Source organism: Paenibacillus sp. URB8-2 (assembly GCF_013393385.1).
GTDB lineage: Bacteria > Bacillota > Bacilli > Paenibacillales > Paenibacillaceae > Paenibacillus_AQ.
This window is the reverse complement of record NZ_AP023239.1, coordinates 2,569,122-2,586,936: the sequence shown is the minus strand read 5'-3', so window position 1 is coordinate 2,586,936 and position 17,815 is coordinate 2,569,122. Positions and strand designations below refer to the sequence as shown.

General features: G+C 53.7%; 18 protein-coding genes. 9 read left to right on the top strand and 9 right to left on the bottom strand.

All coding sequences use genetic code 11. From position 1 onward, the window contains the following. Positions 1-65 precede the first annotated feature (65 nt). Positions 66-1,913 (top strand): cache domain-containing sensor histidine kinase, encoded by a 1,848-nt coding sequence (locus PUR_RS11820; protein ID WP_179035406.1) that lies wholly within the window; start codon positions 66-68, stop codon positions 1,911-1,913. Continuing rightward, complete coding sequence (locus PUR_RS11815; protein WP_179035405.1) at positions 1,906-3,537, top strand: response regulator; 1,632 nt, start codon at positions 1,906-1,908, stop codon at positions 3,535-3,537. The genes PUR_RS11820 and PUR_RS11815 overlap by 8 nt, the downstream gene beginning before the upstream one ends. A gap of 132 nt (positions 3,538-3,669) precedes the next feature. On the opposite strand, the gene PUR_RS11810 is transcribed toward PUR_RS11815, so the two are convergent. Beyond that, positions 3,670-3,870 (bottom strand): hypothetical protein, encoded by a 201-nt coding sequence (locus PUR_RS11810; RefSeq protein WP_124695867.1) that lies wholly within the window; start codon positions 3,868-3,870, stop codon positions 3,670-3,672. 231 nt (positions 3,871-4,101) lie between these two features. Here PUR_RS11810 and PUR_RS11805 point away from each other — a divergent pair, with 231 nt between their 5' ends. The 5 genes from PUR_RS11805 (at position 4,102) to PUR_RS11785 (ending at position 8,670) form a co-directional block, all read left to right on the top strand. Further along, positions 4,102-5,355, top strand: a complete 1,254-nt coding sequence (locus PUR_RS11805) for a DNA polymerase IV (RefSeq protein WP_179035404.1) — start codon at positions 4,102-4,104, stop codon at positions 5,353-5,355. Continuing rightward, the gene (locus PUR_RS11800; RefSeq protein ID WP_124695869.1) at positions 5,352-5,843 is read left to right on the top strand and encodes a YhjD family protein; all 492 of its coding nucleotides are present in this window, start codon (positions 5,352-5,354) and stop codon (positions 5,841-5,843) included. The genes PUR_RS11805 and PUR_RS11800 overlap by 4 nt, the downstream gene beginning before the upstream one ends. A 95-nt stretch (positions 5,844-5,938) precedes the next feature. Further along, entirely contained in the window at positions 5,939-7,276 is a 1,338-nt protein-coding gene (locus PUR_RS11795) for an MATE family efflux transporter (RefSeq protein WP_179035403.1), read from the top strand. Between the two features lie 187 nt (positions 7,277-7,463). Then, positions 7,464-8,225 (top strand): threonine/serine exporter family protein, encoded by a 762-nt coding sequence (locus PUR_RS11790; RefSeq protein WP_269474719.1) that lies wholly within the window; start codon positions 7,464-7,466, stop codon positions 8,223-8,225. Between the two features lie 22 nt (positions 8,226-8,247). Next, positions 8,248-8,670, top strand: a complete 423-nt coding sequence (locus tag PUR_RS11785; protein ID WP_179035402.1) for a threonine/serine exporter family protein — start codon at positions 8,248-8,250, stop codon at positions 8,668-8,670. Positions 8,671-8,815: 145 nt separating this feature from the next. On the opposite strand, the gene PUR_RS11780 is transcribed toward PUR_RS11785, so the two are convergent. From PUR_RS11780 to PUR_RS11770, 3 genes are all read right to left on the bottom strand, one after another. Continuing rightward, a complete protein-coding gene (locus PUR_RS11780) occupies positions 8,816-9,667 on the bottom strand; it encodes a DegV family protein (protein WP_179035401.1) in 852 nt (283 codons plus the stop codon). Positions 9,668-9,867: 200 nt separating this feature from the next. Continuing rightward, positions 9,868-10,374, bottom strand: a complete 507-nt coding sequence (locus tag PUR_RS11775; RefSeq protein WP_179035400.1) for a GNAT family N-acetyltransferase — start codon at positions 10,372-10,374, stop codon at positions 9,868-9,870. Between the two features lie 2 nt (positions 10,375-10,376). After that, positions 10,377-12,389: a Na+/H+ antiporter gene (locus PUR_RS11770; RefSeq protein WP_179035399.1), complete on the bottom strand. Its 2,013-nt coding sequence runs from the start codon at positions 12,387-12,389 to the stop codon at positions 10,377-10,379. Between the two features lie 263 nt (positions 12,390-12,652). On the opposite strand from PUR_RS11770, the gene PUR_RS11765 reads away from it, so the two are divergent. Beyond that, positions 12,653-13,408 (top strand): MBL fold metallo-hydrolase, encoded by a 756-nt coding sequence (locus PUR_RS11765; RefSeq protein ID WP_179035398.1) that lies wholly within the window; start codon positions 12,653-12,655, stop codon positions 13,406-13,408. 189 nt (positions 13,409-13,597) lie between these two features. On the opposite strand, the gene PUR_RS11760 is transcribed toward PUR_RS11765, so the two are convergent. From PUR_RS11760 to PUR_RS11750, 3 genes are all read right to left on the bottom strand, one after another. Next, positions 13,598-14,233 (bottom strand): NAD(P)-dependent oxidoreductase, encoded by a 636-nt coding sequence (locus PUR_RS11760; RefSeq protein WP_179037883.1) that lies wholly within the window; start codon positions 14,231-14,233, stop codon positions 13,598-13,600. Between the two features lie 352 nt (positions 14,234-14,585). Beyond that, positions 14,586-15,005 carry an Rrf2 family transcriptional regulator gene (locus PUR_RS11755; RefSeq protein WP_179035397.1) on the bottom strand — a complete coding sequence of 140 codons (420 nt, stop codon included), beginning with the start codon at positions 15,003-15,005 and terminating at the stop codon, positions 14,586-14,588. A 40-nt stretch (positions 15,006-15,045) separates the two neighbouring features. Further along, positions 15,046-15,888: a hypothetical protein gene (locus PUR_RS11750; protein WP_179035396.1), complete on the bottom strand. Its 843-nt coding sequence runs from the start codon at positions 15,886-15,888 to the stop codon at positions 15,046-15,048. Positions 15,889-15,992: 104 nt separating this feature from the next. On the opposite strand from PUR_RS11750, the gene PUR_RS11745 reads away from it, so the two are divergent. After that, positions 15,993-16,436, top strand: coding sequence for an aminoacyl-tRNA deacylase (locus tag PUR_RS11745; RefSeq protein WP_179035395.1), 444 nt, complete (start codon positions 15,993-15,995; stop codon positions 16,434-16,436). Between the two features lie 58 nt (positions 16,437-16,494). On the opposite strand, the gene map is transcribed toward PUR_RS11745, so the two are convergent. Beyond that, entirely contained in the window at positions 16,495-17,241 is a 747-nt protein-coding gene (gene map, locus PUR_RS11740) for a type I methionyl aminopeptidase (RefSeq protein ID WP_179035394.1), read from the bottom strand. Between the two features lie 59 nt (positions 17,242-17,300). Continuing rightward, positions 17,301-17,441: a hypothetical protein gene (locus PUR_RS11735; protein ID WP_232101828.1), complete on the bottom strand. Its 141-nt coding sequence runs from the start codon at positions 17,439-17,441 to the stop codon at positions 17,301-17,303. Positions 17,442-17,815: the final 374 nt, after the last annotated feature.

The following is a 17,815-nucleotide window of genomic DNA, read 5'->3' as shown; positions in this document are numbered from 1 at the left end:
ATCCCCGAAAAACGAATTGAAGCGCATACAATAAACCGATACACTGATGTTGGGGGGAGTGGGATATGTACAAATGGAAACGCTACCGATACTGGAGCATCAAAAAAAAGCTGCTCTTTTTCTCCGTATTGTTCATTCTGGGTTCGGTCTTTCTGAATTCCATTCTGTCCTATTCCAAATACACGATGGACTTTGAACAACAATCCTCTGACCAGGTTCAGCAAATCATCGCCCAGGTTTCCTATAATGTCGACACTTATCTGGACGATCTGTTCCGCCTTACCTTGTCGCCCTATATGAACGACGGCGTGATGCAGACCCTGGAGGAAGATGTGCATGATTCCGAACTGGCCCAGCTGAAAAAGCGCCGCTTCATTGACAATTATCTCGAAGAAATGATGATTTATCCACGGAAAGATATCAATCGGGTCTTTATTTTGACGGATGAAATTTATACGGTCGGGCGCATGCCCATCAGCGTGGACTACGCCAGCCGCTTTCAGGAATTCGATTGGTATAAGCAGGCGATGAATACGCAGGACTCCATCTTTGTGCCCACGCACACGCAGCAGATGGTGAAAAATGGAGGCCCCAAAGTATTTTCCATCGTGAAGCAGCTCCGGAGCACGCGGGATACAGAGAAAATACTCGGGGCCATTAAGGTGGACGCCAACTATAACGGCATCGCCGTCATTTGCAGCAAGGTCGACATGGGTTCGGGCGGAGGCTTGTTTATTCTCGACAACAACCGCAACGTGATTTACCGGAGTACGGATCGGTTAAATGCCGAATTCTTGTTCAATCAAGTCAAAGCGGGCGGGAAACCGACGATGACGATTAAACAGAACGGCACCTCCTACCTGCTCAATTCAACGCTTCTCCCTCGCTCCAACTGGACGATCGTCGCCGTCAGTTCCATCAAGGAATTGAATCACAAAGCAACGGAAACGAGAAACTTCGGCTTCTTCATCGCATTGGCCTGCTCGCTGCTCGCTTTTATCCTGATGTATTTCTTTGTCCGCCGTTTTTTGGCTCCACTGCTGAATATCGTGAAATTAATGAGAGAAGTGGAGCAGGGGAATTTGCAGGTTTCTTTTCCCACGCACCGGAATGATGAGATGGGGTATCTCGGCACCTCCTTCAACGGTCTGGTCACCAGGGTAAACGAAATGCTGCAGGAAAATACGCAGCTCGTCAAGCAGGTATACGAGACGGATCTGCTCCAGAAGGAGGCCCAGGTACAGGCGCTGCACAACCAGATCCGGCCCCATTTTCTGTTCAACACGCTGAATATGATATCCATGCAGATGCAGACCGGCAAGCAGGACAAAGCCATCGACCATCTCCATAAACTAAGCAGCATGCTTCGCAGCATGACCCGGATGGACAAAGACATTCCGCTGGAGAAGGAACTGGATCTCCTTAAAGCTTATTTAAGCATCCAAAGCAGCCGCTACGAAGGCAGACTGGAATACGGGCTAAAGATCGATCCCGATCTGTACGGGATGCCCATTCCCGCCCTGCTGTTTCAGCCGGTCGTCGAGAATGCGGTGATTCACGGCTGCGAAGCCAAACGCGAAAAGACCAGCATCCTTATTTCCGGCGAAAAGACCGCGCGCGGCGAGGTTCTGTTCACGATCCGGGACAGCGGGCAAGGAATGAGCCCGGAAACGCTGCAGAAGCTTCGCGGCAAGCTGGAGCAGGTCCATTCGGAGCATCCGTCTGCCGGAGATCCGGACGCGGACGGCATCCGGGCAGGAACCGGCATCGGCCTGCTTAACGTGAACAAACGGATTAAATTAAAATACGGTTCCGGTTATGGTATTAAGGTTGACAGCATGCAGGGACAGGGAACCGCTGTATATGTACTTTTACCCGAAACTGGATTCGGAAGGAGCGACGTGGATGTATAAAGTGCTGATTGTCGATGACGAACCGCTTGTGCGCGAATATTTGAGATTGCATATCGCCTCGAATCATCCGGATTGGGAGGTCGCCGGGGAAGCCATGGACGGGCAGGAAGCCTGGGAAATGCTGCAGAACATGCGGGTCCATCTGGTCATTACCGATATTAAAATGCCTGTCGTTGATGGACTGGAGCTGTGCAGACGGCTGTCCCAATCGGAGAATCCGCCCATTATCCTGATTCTGTCCGGCTTTGATGAATTCTCGCTTGCCCGCGAAGCTCTCCGCTTTGGGGTGCAGAACTACTTGCTGAAGCCTGTGGTCCATGATGAATTGGCCCTAGCCCTGACACAGGTTACGACGCAGCTGGACCGCAAATTCCATGACGAGCTTGCTGCTTTGGCTATGGGGAAGGTCTCCAAGGAAAGCCAGACGCAGGTCGTCAGACAATTCCTGAAGGCCCTCGTAAGCGAAAACAGCGTGGAGATCAAGGCCCTTTATCCCCTGGTCTTCCGCCTGAAAGTGCAGCTGATTGAAACCGAAGGCCTCATTATGGTGCTGGATCTGGATGAAGACCGGCTGGCTCAAAAAGGGATACCTTACGGCGACTTTCCCATCTTCCGCTTTATTCTCAATCAGATGACGGGCGAGCTGTCCGAGACAAACGGCTCGGGATTCGTCTTCCTGGACGAAGATCAGCACATCTGCGTGCTGGTGACGGGCGAAGACAAAAACGATATTGAGCGTAAATGCCGTTTGCTCTATGATAAAGTCTCTTCCGCCATGCTTGCCAATACCGGAATCACCGTCTCCGGCGCCTTCGGAACCTTTGAATCCGAGCTGTTTCATCTGCAGTACTCCTATACCAAAGCCATTGAAACTCTTAACCGTCGCCTGTTCTCGGAGGAGCCTTCCCTGTTCAATGAACGGAACGGAGACGTTCAGCTTCAGCGTCTCGCCATTCTAGAGCAGACGTTAGCCTCTGTGCAATTGGCCATCCCTGACGGGAATGAGGCTGCTTTTTTAATGGCGGTGAAGCGCTTCTTTGAAAGCCTGCCGCACTTTGGCCCCATCCATGTCATGAAATTCGGGCTCCATCTGCTGAGGCTGCTCTCGAATGGTCTCTTGGAACGCCAGAGCGGATTCGTGGAAGGCGCCTATCATCATCTCCGGCAGATGCACGGCAATCCGCCCGAGCTTTCCATCCAAGCCGTACTCGGGCTGTTTCAGGAAATCTTTCATTGCCTGACCAAAGGCGGCAAAGAGGAAACTGTACAGGAAAACGAACAGGACATCGTCAGCCGGGTCCGGACTTATATCTACTCCCATTACGCGGAGCCGTTAAGCCTTGCCCTGCTCGCCGAAAAGATCGGAATCTCCCCGGGTTATTTAAGCAATATCTTTCATAAAACGATGCAGGAATCGTATATCAAATTTCTGACCCGGGTCCGGATGGAGCAGGCCGCGGAGCTGCTCAAGGCAAGTCCGGCCATGAAAGTATACGACGTCTCGGAGAAGGTCGGTTACGTAAGCGTAAAGCACTTCTCGCATGTGTTTAAACAATTTCATCATATGCCTCCGGGTGAATATCAGGAAAAACACCTTGACCATACAGAATGGCCCGTCCTTTAATCTCCGCTCTCTTCGCGGGTGCCAGAGGCTGTGTTAATCGCAAATATCGATTAACACAGCCTCTTTGCATTGAGCGGCAAGGTTTAAGCGAGTCGATATCTGCCGGTCCGATTTACGGTTAGCGGTGTCCCTTTAAGACGCCCGCTCTCCTCCCGCCGGTCTCCAGGCCAAAATGCGGTCCAGCCGGAACGATCGCGGACTTCCCGTTGCCAGACAGGAAGCCCGGACCAGACCGCCCCGGATATCGTTGACCGTAATCCGCCGCTGCGACAAGCGTCCGCTTCGGTCCAGATATACAATTTCGACGGTATATCCAATATATTTCTTCGGCATGGCGCACCTCCCGGAACAAGCGTTTGCTTTTTATTAACACCATTATCACAAACATTTGTTCGCAATTCAAGCCACTTTGGAAAATAATATGTATATACACGATCATATGTTCGCAATATAATTAGGGCATACTCCTCTTCTTCTGTTCAGAAAGACCGCTGCCCGGTTACATAATGAGACGCTTCCCGGAAGCGTCGGTGTGATTACAAGTTTTTGATGGAGGGTTCACCCATGTCGAGACACATTTTCTTAATTGACGGACAGTCCTTCTACGCATCGGTGGAGAAGTCGGCTCATCCCGAGTATCACGATAAGCCCGTTGCTGTAGGAGACCCTGAAAGGCTAAACGGCATTGTGCTGGCGGCGTGTCCAATCGCCAAATCCCACGGCGTGACGACAGCGTCGCGAGTGGGAGAGGCACTGGCCAAATGCCCGGAGCTGGTTGTCATCCGGCCCCGAATGCGGACCTATATTCAAGTCTCGCTCCTTATAACCGAAATCTTTGAGTTCTATACCGATCTCGTGGAGCCTTACAGCATCGACGAGCAATTTTTGGATGTTTCGGGTTCGCTTGCTTATTTCGGGCCTCCCTATGAAATGGCCAAATTGATTCAAAACCATGTCTATTTATCAACCGGCGTACATACGAGGGTCGGCATCGGCCCTACAAAGGTTCTGGCCAAAATGGCGACTGACAACTATGCCAAAAAGATGCCCGAAGGCATTTTTGAACTCTCGTTTGAGAAGCTGGAGTCCACGTTATGGAAGCTCCCCGTGCATCAAATGTTCATGGTGGCCTCGGCGATGACCCGCCATTTTACCCGGATGGGCCTGTCCTGCATCGGAGATATTGCGCGTATGGAGCTCCATGAGTTCAAGCAGCGGATGCGGCGGGAAATGGGAAAACAAAGCGATATCCAGGCGGAGTACTACTGGCAAACGGCACGGGGAATCGATCCAAGCCCCGTGACCGCCGGAATACGCGATCAATTAAAATCGGTGAGCCACGGCAAGGCGCTCCGCTGGAAGCTGTACCATAGGCTTAAAGACATTGAAATCGTCCTGCTCGAGCTGGTGGTCGAGGTGTGCCGGCGCACAAGGTATCATCATTACATGGGCTCAGTTGTGTCCGTTTCCGCTGCGGAAACGAACGGGGAACGTTCCTCCTACTTTAGCCGGCAGATGACGCTGCCGGAGCCGACGGCCCTGACCCATGAAGTGGCAGCCGCCGCCCATGAACTGTTCAAGAAGCATTGGAGCGGGCTGCCTGTCAGCCGCCTGAGCGTCTCCTTGTCCGGGCTGACAGACGACAGCGTTATACAGCTTACCCTTTTTGATGACAGGTCTCTTGCTTATGACCGGGAGCGGGCCATCGATGGAATCAAAGACCGGTACGGGAGCGATGCCATTATGCGCGCATCCTCTCTGATGGAAGCCGGTGTCGCACGGGAAAGAGCCGAACAGATTGGGGGGCATTATAAGTGAGCAAGCTTGACGACAACGAACGTTGGAAATCCAAAATGTTATTGACAGAGCATGTCGAGCAGTATGAACAACAGCATCGTATCAATCCGAGCAAAATCATTACCGCCGAGGAACGCACGATGCTCCGGGACTATATCCTGCTGCCCTACATGGAAAAGATGGTTCAAAAGAGCATAGCCGAAGTGGAGTACTCCACCAATATCCTCAAGCGCTTGTATCTCGTCGCCGGCCAATACATTCTGGAGCAAATTATGAAAGACTTGTACAAACTGCGCCGAGAGCTTAAACAACGAAATATCAGGATTCTGACGGAGGAGCAGTCCGATTTGATTGTGTATCATCATTATTATTGCCGGGGATATAAGGAGCGATTTGGCATGACCCGCGATGTGATGCGGTCAGAAATAAGCTTGAGACTGACAAAGTATACGTCGGAGCTGACAACGCTGCTAAAAGAATCCCTCAAAGAACGAAATAAAGAAACCTAGTGACACATCCCCCCCAGGGGGATATAATGACCGTGAGTATTAGAAACGGACGGAAGGTTATGAAGTCTTTTTTACTTAAATAGCGGAGGTTCGCCATGTTGAAAGCTGTTAGCAGCGGCCGGAGCCAGAAGATCAAAGTTATCTTGGCCCTGGCCGTACCGTCGATGATTGAAAATTTTTTGCAAACCATTGTGGGATTTGTTGACACTCTCTTTGTATCCCGAATCGGTTTGAATGAAGTCGCTGCGGTTGGGGTGACCAATGCCATTATGGCTGTCTATATTGCTGTCTTTATGGCTATGGGAGTAGGAACCTCCTCATTAATTGCACGGAGCGTGGGCGCCGGGGAAATCGATAAGGCAAAAGCCATTGCGCGGCAATCGACATGGATTTCAGCGTTGCTGGGCCTTGTTTTCGGAGTCATAACCTTGTTTTTTGCAGAGCCTTTGTTAAAGCTTATGGGAGCAGAGCCGGACGTATTAACCGATAGCATCGTATACTTTCGGATCGTAGCGGTTCCCTCTATTTTCATATCCCTTATGACGGTCTTCGGAAGCATTTTGCGCGCCGCGGGCGATACTAAAACCCCCATGAAGGTCGGCATATGGATTAACATGGTTCATATTGCATTAGATTACGTTCTGATTTTTGGCCTGTTCGGTTGGGCGGGTTGGGGAATTGCAGGAGCCGCTTGGGCGACCTCGGCGGTTCGGGTGATTGGTTCCGTTGCGCTGTTTATCTATATCCGAAGATCGAAGCTCTCTTTTTCCATTCGCAAAGGAGACTCCAACGAGTATACGCTGCCCTTGCTGAAGCTTTCCGCCCCCGCGGCGGCCGAGAGACTGATTATGCGTTTTGGGCAGGTGCTTTATTTTGGCCTCATTGTGCGCATTGGCACGGACGTTTACGCAGCCCATATTCTTGCCGGAAATATAGAGATCTTCTCCTATATGCCAGGGTACGGCCTAGCCGTCGCGGCGACCACACTTGTAGGCCAGCACCTGGGAGCGAACAGAAAAGAAGACGCCTACCAATACGGGTTGTTAACCATGTGGATTGCCGTGGTGTTTATGGCTTTTGCCGGGATATTGCTGTTTGTGCTTTCCCCTATCGCAGCTAATTGGTTTACGAAGGACGCCGCCGTTATCGGGATGGTGATCACCGCACTTCGCATCGATGCGTTCGCCCAGCCGTTCTTAGCCGTCGGACTTGTTATCGCCGGAGCCCTTCAAGGAGCAGGCGATACGAAGAGTCCCATGTACAGCACTGCTATCGGGATGTGGCTCGTTCGCGTTGTCGGCGTATATGTGTTATGTCTTCATTTTGATATGGGTATTGCCGGGGTCTGGATATCCATTGCCATTGATTTGATCATTCGCGCTGCATATTTGACAGTACGGTTTTATCGAAAAATGCGGTCTGCTCCAGCCTAACACCACGCCCTATTCCCCGAAAAACCCCATAGAAACAACATCGGACTCCGGTTTTCACCGGTCCCTGACGAACGCCGCCAAAACTTGGATGTAAACTCCCGGACGGAATGAAGAATTGGAACTTGATCTTTTTGCCCGTTGCAGGCACAATCAAATATATAACATTCAAGGGGAGGATTAAGAAGGTTTGAACAATGCCGAATCGGGGACAACCTATGAAATTATAGATTTATGCCTTCTGGCCGGAAAAATCATGCTCCAAAACGGCGCGGAGACTTACCGAGTGGAGGATACGATGACGCGCATGGCCGCTTCCCTCGGATTTCCGGGGGCGCACAGCTACGTGACGCCGACCGTCATCCTGTTTACGACCAGCCGGACGGAGCAGCCCAAGCTGTTCCGTATCGCCGAGCGTACGACCGACCTGCAAAAGGTCGCAGAGGTCAATGACATCTCGCGCCGCCTCAGCCAGCGGCAGATCACCTCGGCGCAGGCGCGGGAGCGGCTGGCCCAGGTGGACGATGCGGCCCATGCCTACCCGGTCTGGCTCCAGATCATGGCCGCCGCCATGGCGGGCGGCTGCTTCACCATGATGTTCAAGGGCGGCTTCCAGGACGCCCTGCCCGCACTCCTTGTGTCGGGGCTTGGCTACGCCTCAGCGACCTATTTGCAAAGGCTGGTCCAGATTAAATTTTTTGCCGAGCTTACGGCGTCTTCTCTGATCGGACTGCTGTCCTTCCTGTTTGTCCAAGCCGGCATCGGCGTTGAAACGGACAAGATCATCATCGGCTCCGTCATGCCGCTCGTACCGGGACTGCTAATCACCAATGCCGTCAGAGACCTGATGGCCGGCCATCTTATATCGGGACTGTCCAAGGGAGCGGAAGCGTTCCTGACCGCCTTTGCCATCGGAACCGGCATCGGACTTGTGCTGTCCTTCGTTTCATAGTTCTACACAGAGGAGTAATCTCATGATTGTGCAGCTTATCACAAGTTTTATCGCCTCCGCCACGTTCTGCATCCTCTTTAACACGCCAAGACGAACGCTGTTTCAATGCGGACTTTCCGGAATGCTTGGCTGGATGGTATTTCTGCTGCTTGATCCCGAATGGAAATCCGTGGTGGCCACCTTTTTTGCCACGGTCATCGTCGGGGCGGTCAGCCAAATTTTTGCCAGATCATTCAAAATGCCGGTTATCATCTTCAGCGTAGGCGGCATTATTCCGCTCGTACCGGGCGGCCTCGCCTACGATGCCATGCGCCGGTTCATCGAAGACGATTATACGACCGCGCTGCAGGCGGCCGTTCAGGCTTTCCTGCTCTCCGGAGCCATCGCCACGGGACTTGTGCTCAGCGAGGTGCTGGGACAGATGTTCCGCCGCGGCAAAAGATAAAAACCTCTTCTTCACGAGTCTGTCTGCCTGAACGAGAAGCCATGTGCTTGAAGAAAAAGTTCATGCCGACGGCGTCAGCCCTGAAGCAATAATAAGGCCGCCCTTCCCTGGATTCTGATCCGGGTCGGAGCGGCCTTATTGGCGATTAAGTTAGAGCGGCGGGATGATTCCGGATCCAGGCCAAGGCGAGCGTGCCTTCGCCCGCATGGAGTCCGGCTACCGGAATAAAAGGCATGATTTCGGTCCGCAGCGCAGGCGCCATATCTTTGATTTCCTCATCCAGTTTACGCGCCTCTTCCACATTGTTGGCATGCATGATGCAGACGTCCTTGATGAGCTCCACATCCTTTTTCAGAATGTCCAGAAGCTTCTGCTTCGTCTTCTTGAACGTACGGATCTTCTCCTCCACGTATACTTTGCCTCCGTCGAAACGAAGAAGCAGATGAATGCGCAGCAGTTGGCTGAGCACAAGCTGGGAGCCCGATACCCGCCCGCTGCGGTGGAGTTGGGTCAAGCTGGCCGGCAGCATGTAAAAGGACATATTGTGAATCATCTGTTCGATTCTTTCCTTGATTTCCTTCACCGTACAGCCCATCTGCTGCCAGTGAACGCCGCTCATAATCATTTCGCGCAGAGGATAGGCGCCGGCCTTGGAATCGATGCCCGTAACCGGAGCGCCGGCAATTTCAGCCGCCTGCATGGACGTATTGAAGGTGCCGCTCAGCTCGGAGGAACAGTGGATCGCGATAATGTGATCATATTTTTCCTTCAGAGATTCGTACAGCTCGATAAATTCGCCGATTGGCGGCTGAGAGCTGCCGACCCGTTCGTGCTGCCGCATCATTTCATAGAACTGCTCCGCCGTTATCTCCACATTTTCTTTAAAGCACTCATTGCCCGCAATGAGCCGCAGAGGAATAATATACACATGGTTATCTTTTGCAAAATCAGGATTGAGCGTGCTGGTGCTGTCCGTTACCCAAGCGATTGATTTCATCTTAAATCACTTCTCTCTTCCATGGAGTAAAATATAATAATGCCGGAGAGGCAGGGCAGCAAAAGTCTTGCACCAATGACGCACTCCCATCCTGTACAATATTAACTTTTTTCGATCAAATGGCAGTTACATTAAGCGGGCCGGGCGATTTGCACTGAAGACTGCTGCGCAGGATAAGCGCTTTCGTAAATTTCAAGCTGTTATGCTCCGAGCCTTTTTTGATAAACGACGATATCGAGCCACCGGCCGAATTTGCGGCCGATTTCCCTATAGTAGGCGCTCTGCTCGTAACCGCTGCTCTCGAAAAAGGAACGGCTGGGGGCATTCTCCGAACATACAGTGGCCACCAGGGTATGAAAACCGTGTCCGGCGGCCACCCGCTCGATAAAGGCCACTGTGGGCCTTCCCAATTTTTTCCCCGTACATTCCGGCTTCAGGTACACGCTGATTTCACCGGTCACATCATAAGCCTGCTTGTTCTTGTGCCTTGTAATTAAAACATAGCCCTGCATTTCCCCGCCCAACATGACGGCATAGGATTTAAAACGGGGATCGCGGGTCAGCATGTTCCGTTTCATATCCTGCACCGTCAGCCCCTCGGTGTGAAACGACACGGTCGTGTTCAACACATAATAATTATAAATATCCGTCGCTTCGGCCAGATGCTCTTCTCCGATCTCGACGAAAGTCAGCTCTTCGCGGTTCATCTCTAATCCTCCCAAATGGACATTTCCAGCTCATCCACAAACCAGCGCAATTGGGCGGTGGCTTTGCGGCCGAGAGTCCCGTCCTCAAACATACGCTGCACCGCGTCGCGCTGCTCCTGAATCGCTTCAAGCTTCCACTCCAGCTGCCGGCCTTCCTGCAGCTCCGCCGCACTACCGGTCTCGCTCTGCTGCAGACGGTCAACCATCATGCCGTAGCGGGCGGCCACGCTTCCATAACCGTCCCGATTGTCATCGTTCGTCTCTTCCTGAATGGCGTCCATCGCTGCGCGGCACATCCCTATACGCGCTTCCCGGATGCTTCCGACCGGGAGAGCAACGGAGCCGTCGGCCCCTTTCGGAAGCTTCGAGAATATTCCGGAGAACAGCCGGCCCAGCTTGTCAAGCGACAGTCTGAGCTGTGAATCCAGTCCTCTGGTAAGCAATGCTTCCTTATGATCCAAAAGCTCCATTATCGCTTGTCCCGCCTCGGAAGAAATGGACCCGTCCGCGATAAGCCCGCTCAGTTCCCTCCGCTCGGCCTGCAGACCGGTCAACCTCGCTTTGAGCGCGCACCGCTTGCCGTATTCCTCCTCCGGATTGTTTATACGCCGGGTTTGCTGTATTTCCGGCAGCGCAGGCAGCGTATCCGGGAGTCTTGGAGCAGCCGGAACAGCATCGGCACGGTTGTCCTCAGCCGCCCCGCTCCGGAGTATCGCCATGCAAGTCTTCATAATTTGGGATTTGGCCGCCTGCTCCGATTCTTCCCGGCTGTCTTCCTCTTTGCGCGCAATAAGCGGAAGCAGGATGCTTGCAATCAGCAGGGAAGTCAGAATAACGCCCGCGGCCAGAAAAATAATCAGATCACGCTCCGGAAACGGCGAGCCGTCATCCAGCACAAGCGGAATGGAGAAAGCGCCGGCCAGGGTAACCGCCCCGCGCACGCCCGAAATAGAGGTAATCACCCGCGACTTCATCGAAGGCTTGCCACCGTTCTTAAACCGCGCGCTCCTCATACAGATCAAGTACACCCAGACGAAACGAAGTACAATCAGCAGAGCCGTGATAGCCAGCACGTATAGGACCACCGTCAGGTTATCGACCGCCGTATCCCGGTATATAACCGACACCACATCGGGAATCGAAACACCGAGGATAAGGAATACCATGCCGTTCAGAATAAACAGCAGCACCGACCATATGCTTGCCGATACGAGTTGAAGCTTGTACTGGGGGGAATCGGTCCGGTCTTTTTCAATGGCCTGAACGATGCCGCCGGCCACTACGGCCAGAATACCCGACAGCCCCAGCTCTTCGCTGACCAGGTAGATCAGGAAAGGGGTCAGAACCTGCAGCAGAACATGTACCGTGACATCCTCCATCCCCATCCGCCGGATAAAGACGCTTAGGCGAATCAGCAGGAAGGACAGCGCCGCCCCGGCCAGCAGTCCGCCGGCAGCGATAAAAATAAAGCTGCCGATCGCTTGCGACAGAGAGAACACGCCGGTGACTGCCGCCGCAACCGCGAACTTAAATGCAACGAGGCCCGAAGCGTCATTCATCAGCGACTCGCCTTCCAGAACACGGTGGATGTTCTTCGGCAGATGGACCCGGCCAGCCAGGGCGCTTACAGCGACCGCGTCCGTCGGAGACAATATCGCTGCGAGCGCGAACGCCGCCGCGACCGGTATCGACGGAATCATCCAGTGGATGGCATACCCCGCCACCAGCACGGTCGCAAATACCAGTCCAAGCGCCAATAGCAGAATCGGAGCCCGCAGATTCCAAAGCTCGGCTCGCGGAGTTCGTCTTCCATCATTGAACAAAAGCGGAGCGATGAACAAGACAAAGAACAGCTCCGGTTCCAGCGTCAAGTGAATCCCCCAAGGAAGGGCGGCCACAATGACCCCGAAGCCAATCTGGATAAGCGGAACGGGAACGAAGGGAATGAACCGGTTGACGATTTTGGATATGCCGATAAGACCGAGAAGAACAAGCACTGCAGTAAACGTCTCCAAAAAACCAGCCCCCCAATATTTTCACACCATTATATCGCAATCGTAAATCTTCATACAGAAGCAGAAAAAAGCGGATAAAGTCCATTTATTCAAAATAAACCGCAATATGCAGTGAATTACATCGAAATTCAGCTGTACACACACTATATCACAGCTTGACAAAAATATTTATCTATGATATAATATATTATTTATCTATTGAATAACATCTCTTCTTGGACTAAGATAGTCTCTGCAATAATTATCCGTCTAGGAGGAGTAGAATGCAAATCGCCAAAGGAATTGAAATGCTGGAGATTACAGCCGAAGTGATGGGAGGAACAGATACCCTATATCCTGTCCTGCTGTGGGATGAAGATCATGCGGTGCTGGTCGACTCGGGCCACCCGGGACTGCTGGATAAATTCAAGGAAGCGTTCGCCCTGGCGGGGGTTGCATGGAGCAAATTGGACACCGTCGTTATCACTCACCAGGATATTGACCATATTGGCGGGCTTCCTTCAATACTCGGCGAGGCGAACGGAACGATAAAAGTCCTCGCTCATCCAATCGAGCAGCCTTATATCGAAGGGGAACGGATGCTGCTTAAACACACGCCGGAAGCGATCGCCGCCGCCGAGGCCATGCTGCCGCCTCATGTGCCGGAGGAATGGCGGCGGGCCTTTCTGCACCGTCTTGCCCATCCCCCTAAGGCAAAAGTGGACGCCTTGACCGAAGACGGACAGGAGCTGCCGGTCGCAGGCGGCGTAATCATCATCGAGACTCCCGGTCACAGCCCGGGGCATATCAGTCTGTACCATCCTGCCAGCCGTACGCTGATCGCCGCCGACAGCCTGACGGTGAAGGACGGCGAGCTGCATGGTCCCGATCCCCGGGTAACGCCCGATATGGCCACCGCGCTGTCAAGCCTGCGCAGGTTGGCCGGCTATGCAATCGAGACGGTCATCTGCTACCACGGCGGACTATACCGCGGGGATGCGGGCACGCGTATTGCCGAATTGGCTGAAGGAGCGCGGTAAACGGTCCACGGCTGGCCTTCGGTCAAGCGCCCGCAGCTTTTGATACCCACTTGACCTGATGTTTTCTCCGGGTACCCATAGGAATGCAGCCGGCGCACCGAAAGCAACCCAAAAGGCAGGCAAGCCGCTCTTTGCGGCCTGCCTGCCTTTTTACCCGGAACGTGGCCTCCGAGCGCGGCTAACCATTTTTCAGGATTCGGAAACCACCGTGAACCGCTCGCGGATATGTGCAGGATGCTCAATCTCGTCCAGCACGGCAACCGCATAGTCTTCATAACTTACATAGCTCTCGCCTTTGGAGTTGACAAGCAGCCGGTCTTTTCCTTTCTCGTAAGAACCGGTCCGCTGTCCCAGAGCATAATTCGCCGACGGGCTGATAAAAGTCCAGCGAAGAGATTCCGTTCCTTTCAAAATTTCAAGATTCTTAGCCTGGTTTAGCGCTGTCGGCTTAACGAAATCCGGAAATCCCGGCGTATCCACAACGCGTACCGTCTGCGCTTCGTCCGCAAAGAGGCTGCCGGCGCCGCCCACGACGATCAGCCGGGTATCCGGCGCATCCTTCAGCGCCTCAATTAGCACATTGCCGGCATCCACATGCAGATGCTCCTGGCCCATCGGCGCGCCAAAGGCGTTCACAACGGCATCAAATCCGCTCAAATCGCCGGATGTCAGATCAAAAATATCCTTTTCAACCACGACCGCCCCGCTGCCTGCCGCTTTCGACGCGTCGCGCACAATGGCCGTAACATTATGCCCTCTGTCCAGCGCCTCTTTTACAATCCGGCTTCCCGCTTTTCCGCTTGCTCCAATAACTGCAATTTTCATCATGATTGCCTCCCTTAATGTTGAGTAGTGATATGTCTTCTCAAAACCTGTAACTATATTTGTTACATTTAAACTATGCTAAGTATAGCAGGTTCCATAAAGTTTGTATAGAGGGGATAACAGGATTCACCTTTGGATGGAAAATACCCCCGTTTGGCAGGCGCCTTGCGAGAGTGCATAGCTGTTATCGCACAAAAAAGACCCCGCCAAGCGGCGGGGCCAAATCATTTATTTGTAATGGGGTTAGTCTCACCATTGCGGCTAAAAACCCCTCTATCGGTACGGGCAGCGGCGTGCTTCCGAAACTGTAACCGCCGGGCAGCAGCGCTGCGTTCTTCGGGAACGCGTGCCGTCAGACCGGGATTTGTGAGGCAATTTGCGCCAGCGTCACTTTGCTCAGAACGTCCTCCATCGCCTGCTGGGCGAGCGAAAAGACAGGAATCATGGCCCCCGCGATGTTCTGACCGACGGGGCAGGACGGATTCGGATGTTCGTGAACCGCGAACAGGGAGTCTTTTCCGACGGCGTCGACCGCGAGATAAATGTCCAGCAGCGTAATCTCCCCGGCTGCGCGGGCCAGCTTGGCGCCGGCTATCCCCGGCCGGACCTCGATGAGACCCGCTTTGCCGAGCATGCTTGTGATCCGGCGGATTACTACCGGATTCGTGCCCACGCTTCCGGCGATCCATTCGGAAGTGTTCTTGCCCTCTTTGTTGGTCTCAAGCAGGGCCAGGATATGGATGGCAACCGCAAATCGGGTGCTGATGTTCATATGATGTCGCTCCTTTGCCGTCCAGTATGATGAGGCCGTTTTAGTTGGAACTATCATAGTTACCTTTGCTGTTATTGTCAACCGCCGCAAGGACGGCCTCGACCTGCGAGCCGTATTTGCAGGTCAGCCTGGATTTGCCGAGATTGGCCTTTACGATACGGATAATCCGAAGGTCGGACATGCCGGCGAAGCGCTCAAGCAGGGCAAAGCCTTCCTCCGGCTCGGCGGCTGCGAAGACGCTTAAGGCGTATTCGAGGCCCTTGGACAGCACGCGGAACGGCTCCGGTTCCCGTTCAGGCAGGACCGCGAGCTCTTCCATGATTTCGCCCGCCAGAACGAGCGCGTACCGCGCGTTGTCCTTCGCTTTCAGCAGCGGGGGATGGGCCAGAGCCGCGACAAAAGCGCGCTGTTCCAGCTCATTCGCTCCCCTCCGCCACTGTTCCAGCAGAATGCGAAGCAGTCCGAAATCATGCTCGCCGACGCTTTGCAGCCCCATCGCCGCCGCCTCGCGCATCCGCCAGCGGGAATCGTTCATCGCCCGCTTGAATGCGTCCGCTATACGCTCTCTTCGCTCAGCAGCAGCGTAGCCGTAGTGTTCGCCCATCGCCCAAACCGCGCAAAAGGGCAAAAATTCGCGGGGATTGCCCGTCCCCGCCGTTTCATCCGAAATCTCTCCCCACTCAGCCAGCAGCTCCCAGAGCCCGCCCGCCAGCTCCCGGCCGGCAAAATGCCGCGCGAACTTCTCCGCCAGTTCAAGATTGGCCCGCGACCCAGGAAGACGGCTGTCCGCCGCCAGATTATCCTCCAGCCGTTTTCTGTCCGCTCCACCGCCGTTTATCCACCGCTCCAGCTCCGCCAGCGCAGCGTATGCTTGTCCGCTCATACTGCCTCCTTCACAGGATATACCCGTCCTCGGCTTTGATTATGTTATAATATGGAAAAAAGTTGCACTATAGAAAAAAGTTACGGGAGGCACTCATGGGTCAAATGGAGCAATTGGAACATCTGTTACAGGAAAAAGGCATCGAGTATGAAATTATTAAGCATGAAGGGCCCCTTAAAACGGCTCAGGAAGGCGCGGCTTATTTCGGAATCGAAATTGGCCAGACCGCGCCGGCTTTGGTGCTGCGAGCCGAAAATGAATTCTGCGCCCTGATCGTATCCGGCGACCGCGGACGCGTCAACCTGGACGAACCGGCGGCGCTGCTCGGACACGACTCTTTAAAAATGGCAAGCCCCAAGCAGGTCCTGCAGCTCACCGGATCAGAAGTAGGCAGCGTATCGCTCGCGCTTCCGCTGCCTTGCATCCTGGACCGGAGGCTCTTCCGTTATCCCTACATCTACGGAGGTACAGGAGAGCCCGGTTCGACCTTAAAAATATCGCCGCAGGATTTGGAACAGCTGAATGAGGTCGTCGCCTATCTGGAATAAGAACGGCGGGCGGCGGCCCAGTTCAACATCGGGCTATGTCAGCCTATGTCAGCGGATTTCAGGCGCCCGTTAAGATGACGGGCCGCCCCTTCGTTACGATAATCGTATGCTCGAACTGCGCGACCCGGCTGTTATCCGGGACCGTCAGCGTCCAGCCGTCCGCCTGCTGTTCCACGTATTCCGCGCCGGTCGACAGAAACGGCTCAATCGTAATAACCTGGTTCGGTTTCAGCACCGTTGTCTCCCGGGGGTTGAAATACGGCAGGATTTCATGGGGCTTATCGTGCAACGTTTTGCCGATGCCGTGGCTGCACAGATTCCGCACGACCTTGTAGCCGCGTCTGTGGGCCTCCATCTCCATCACTCTGCCGATTTCGTTGACCCTCATCCCCGCCCGCAGATGGGAGATCACGCTCATCATCGTTTCCTGCGCGCTCGCGCACAGGCGCAACAGCTTCTGGTTGTACGGAGGCAGCTGAAAAGACACGGCGGCATCGCTGTAATAACCGTTCAGCTCGGCGGACACATCGATGTTGATAAGGTCGCCGGCACGAATCACTTTCGGACCCGGAATGCCGTGCGCCACTTCCTCGTTAATGCTGATGCAGGTGTCTCCCGGAAAGTCATACACTTCTCTGGGAGCCGACTTTGCGCCGAAGCGCTTCAGAATTTCCGCCCCTATTTTATCGAGTTCCAAAGTTGTCATGCCGGGCTTTACGCTTTTTTTCATCTCCGCGATGGTGAACCCGACGACCTTACCCGCCGCTTTTAATCCTTCCAAATCTTGCTCTGTATCGCTTATCATGGATGTCCATTCCTCTCTCATTGATGTCGGCAAAAATACTATTGACCGCAGCCGCAAAATTACCGCACTCTGCCGCTTCGAATGGCAACCGCATAATCAGGCCTTCCGCCCTGCTCCGCTATAGCCGCCGCTGTATTCCAATCGTATGGGATCAGCTTATGCTCTACGCTCCAGCCCGTTCCTTCCTTCTTGCAGACCATGCAAAAGCTTGCATATGGCGTGCCCGATTCCATGACATGGGGAAAAGGAAGATCATCCACGTAGGCGGGCAGACCGACGCTTCCCGGATTGACCAGAAACTTGCCGTCCGGCAGCGTTACGGTATGAACACATGGCTGTGTCCGCAGAAAATTCCGCGCTCCTGTATAGTGTGCAGCTCCGCCTGCAGCGTTTCCGTTTTTTTTGTAAAAAATGCCGGTTTCGGTTACTTCTTCAAGCAGATACCGTCAGGTTGACAATCAGATCGGCGCCGCTCCGGTCAATTTCCTGCAAAACCGCCTTCAGCGCCGGAGCATTGCTATGTATGTTCAAAACACGCGTTCTCTATATTATAACAGCAAAACCGGAACTGGAG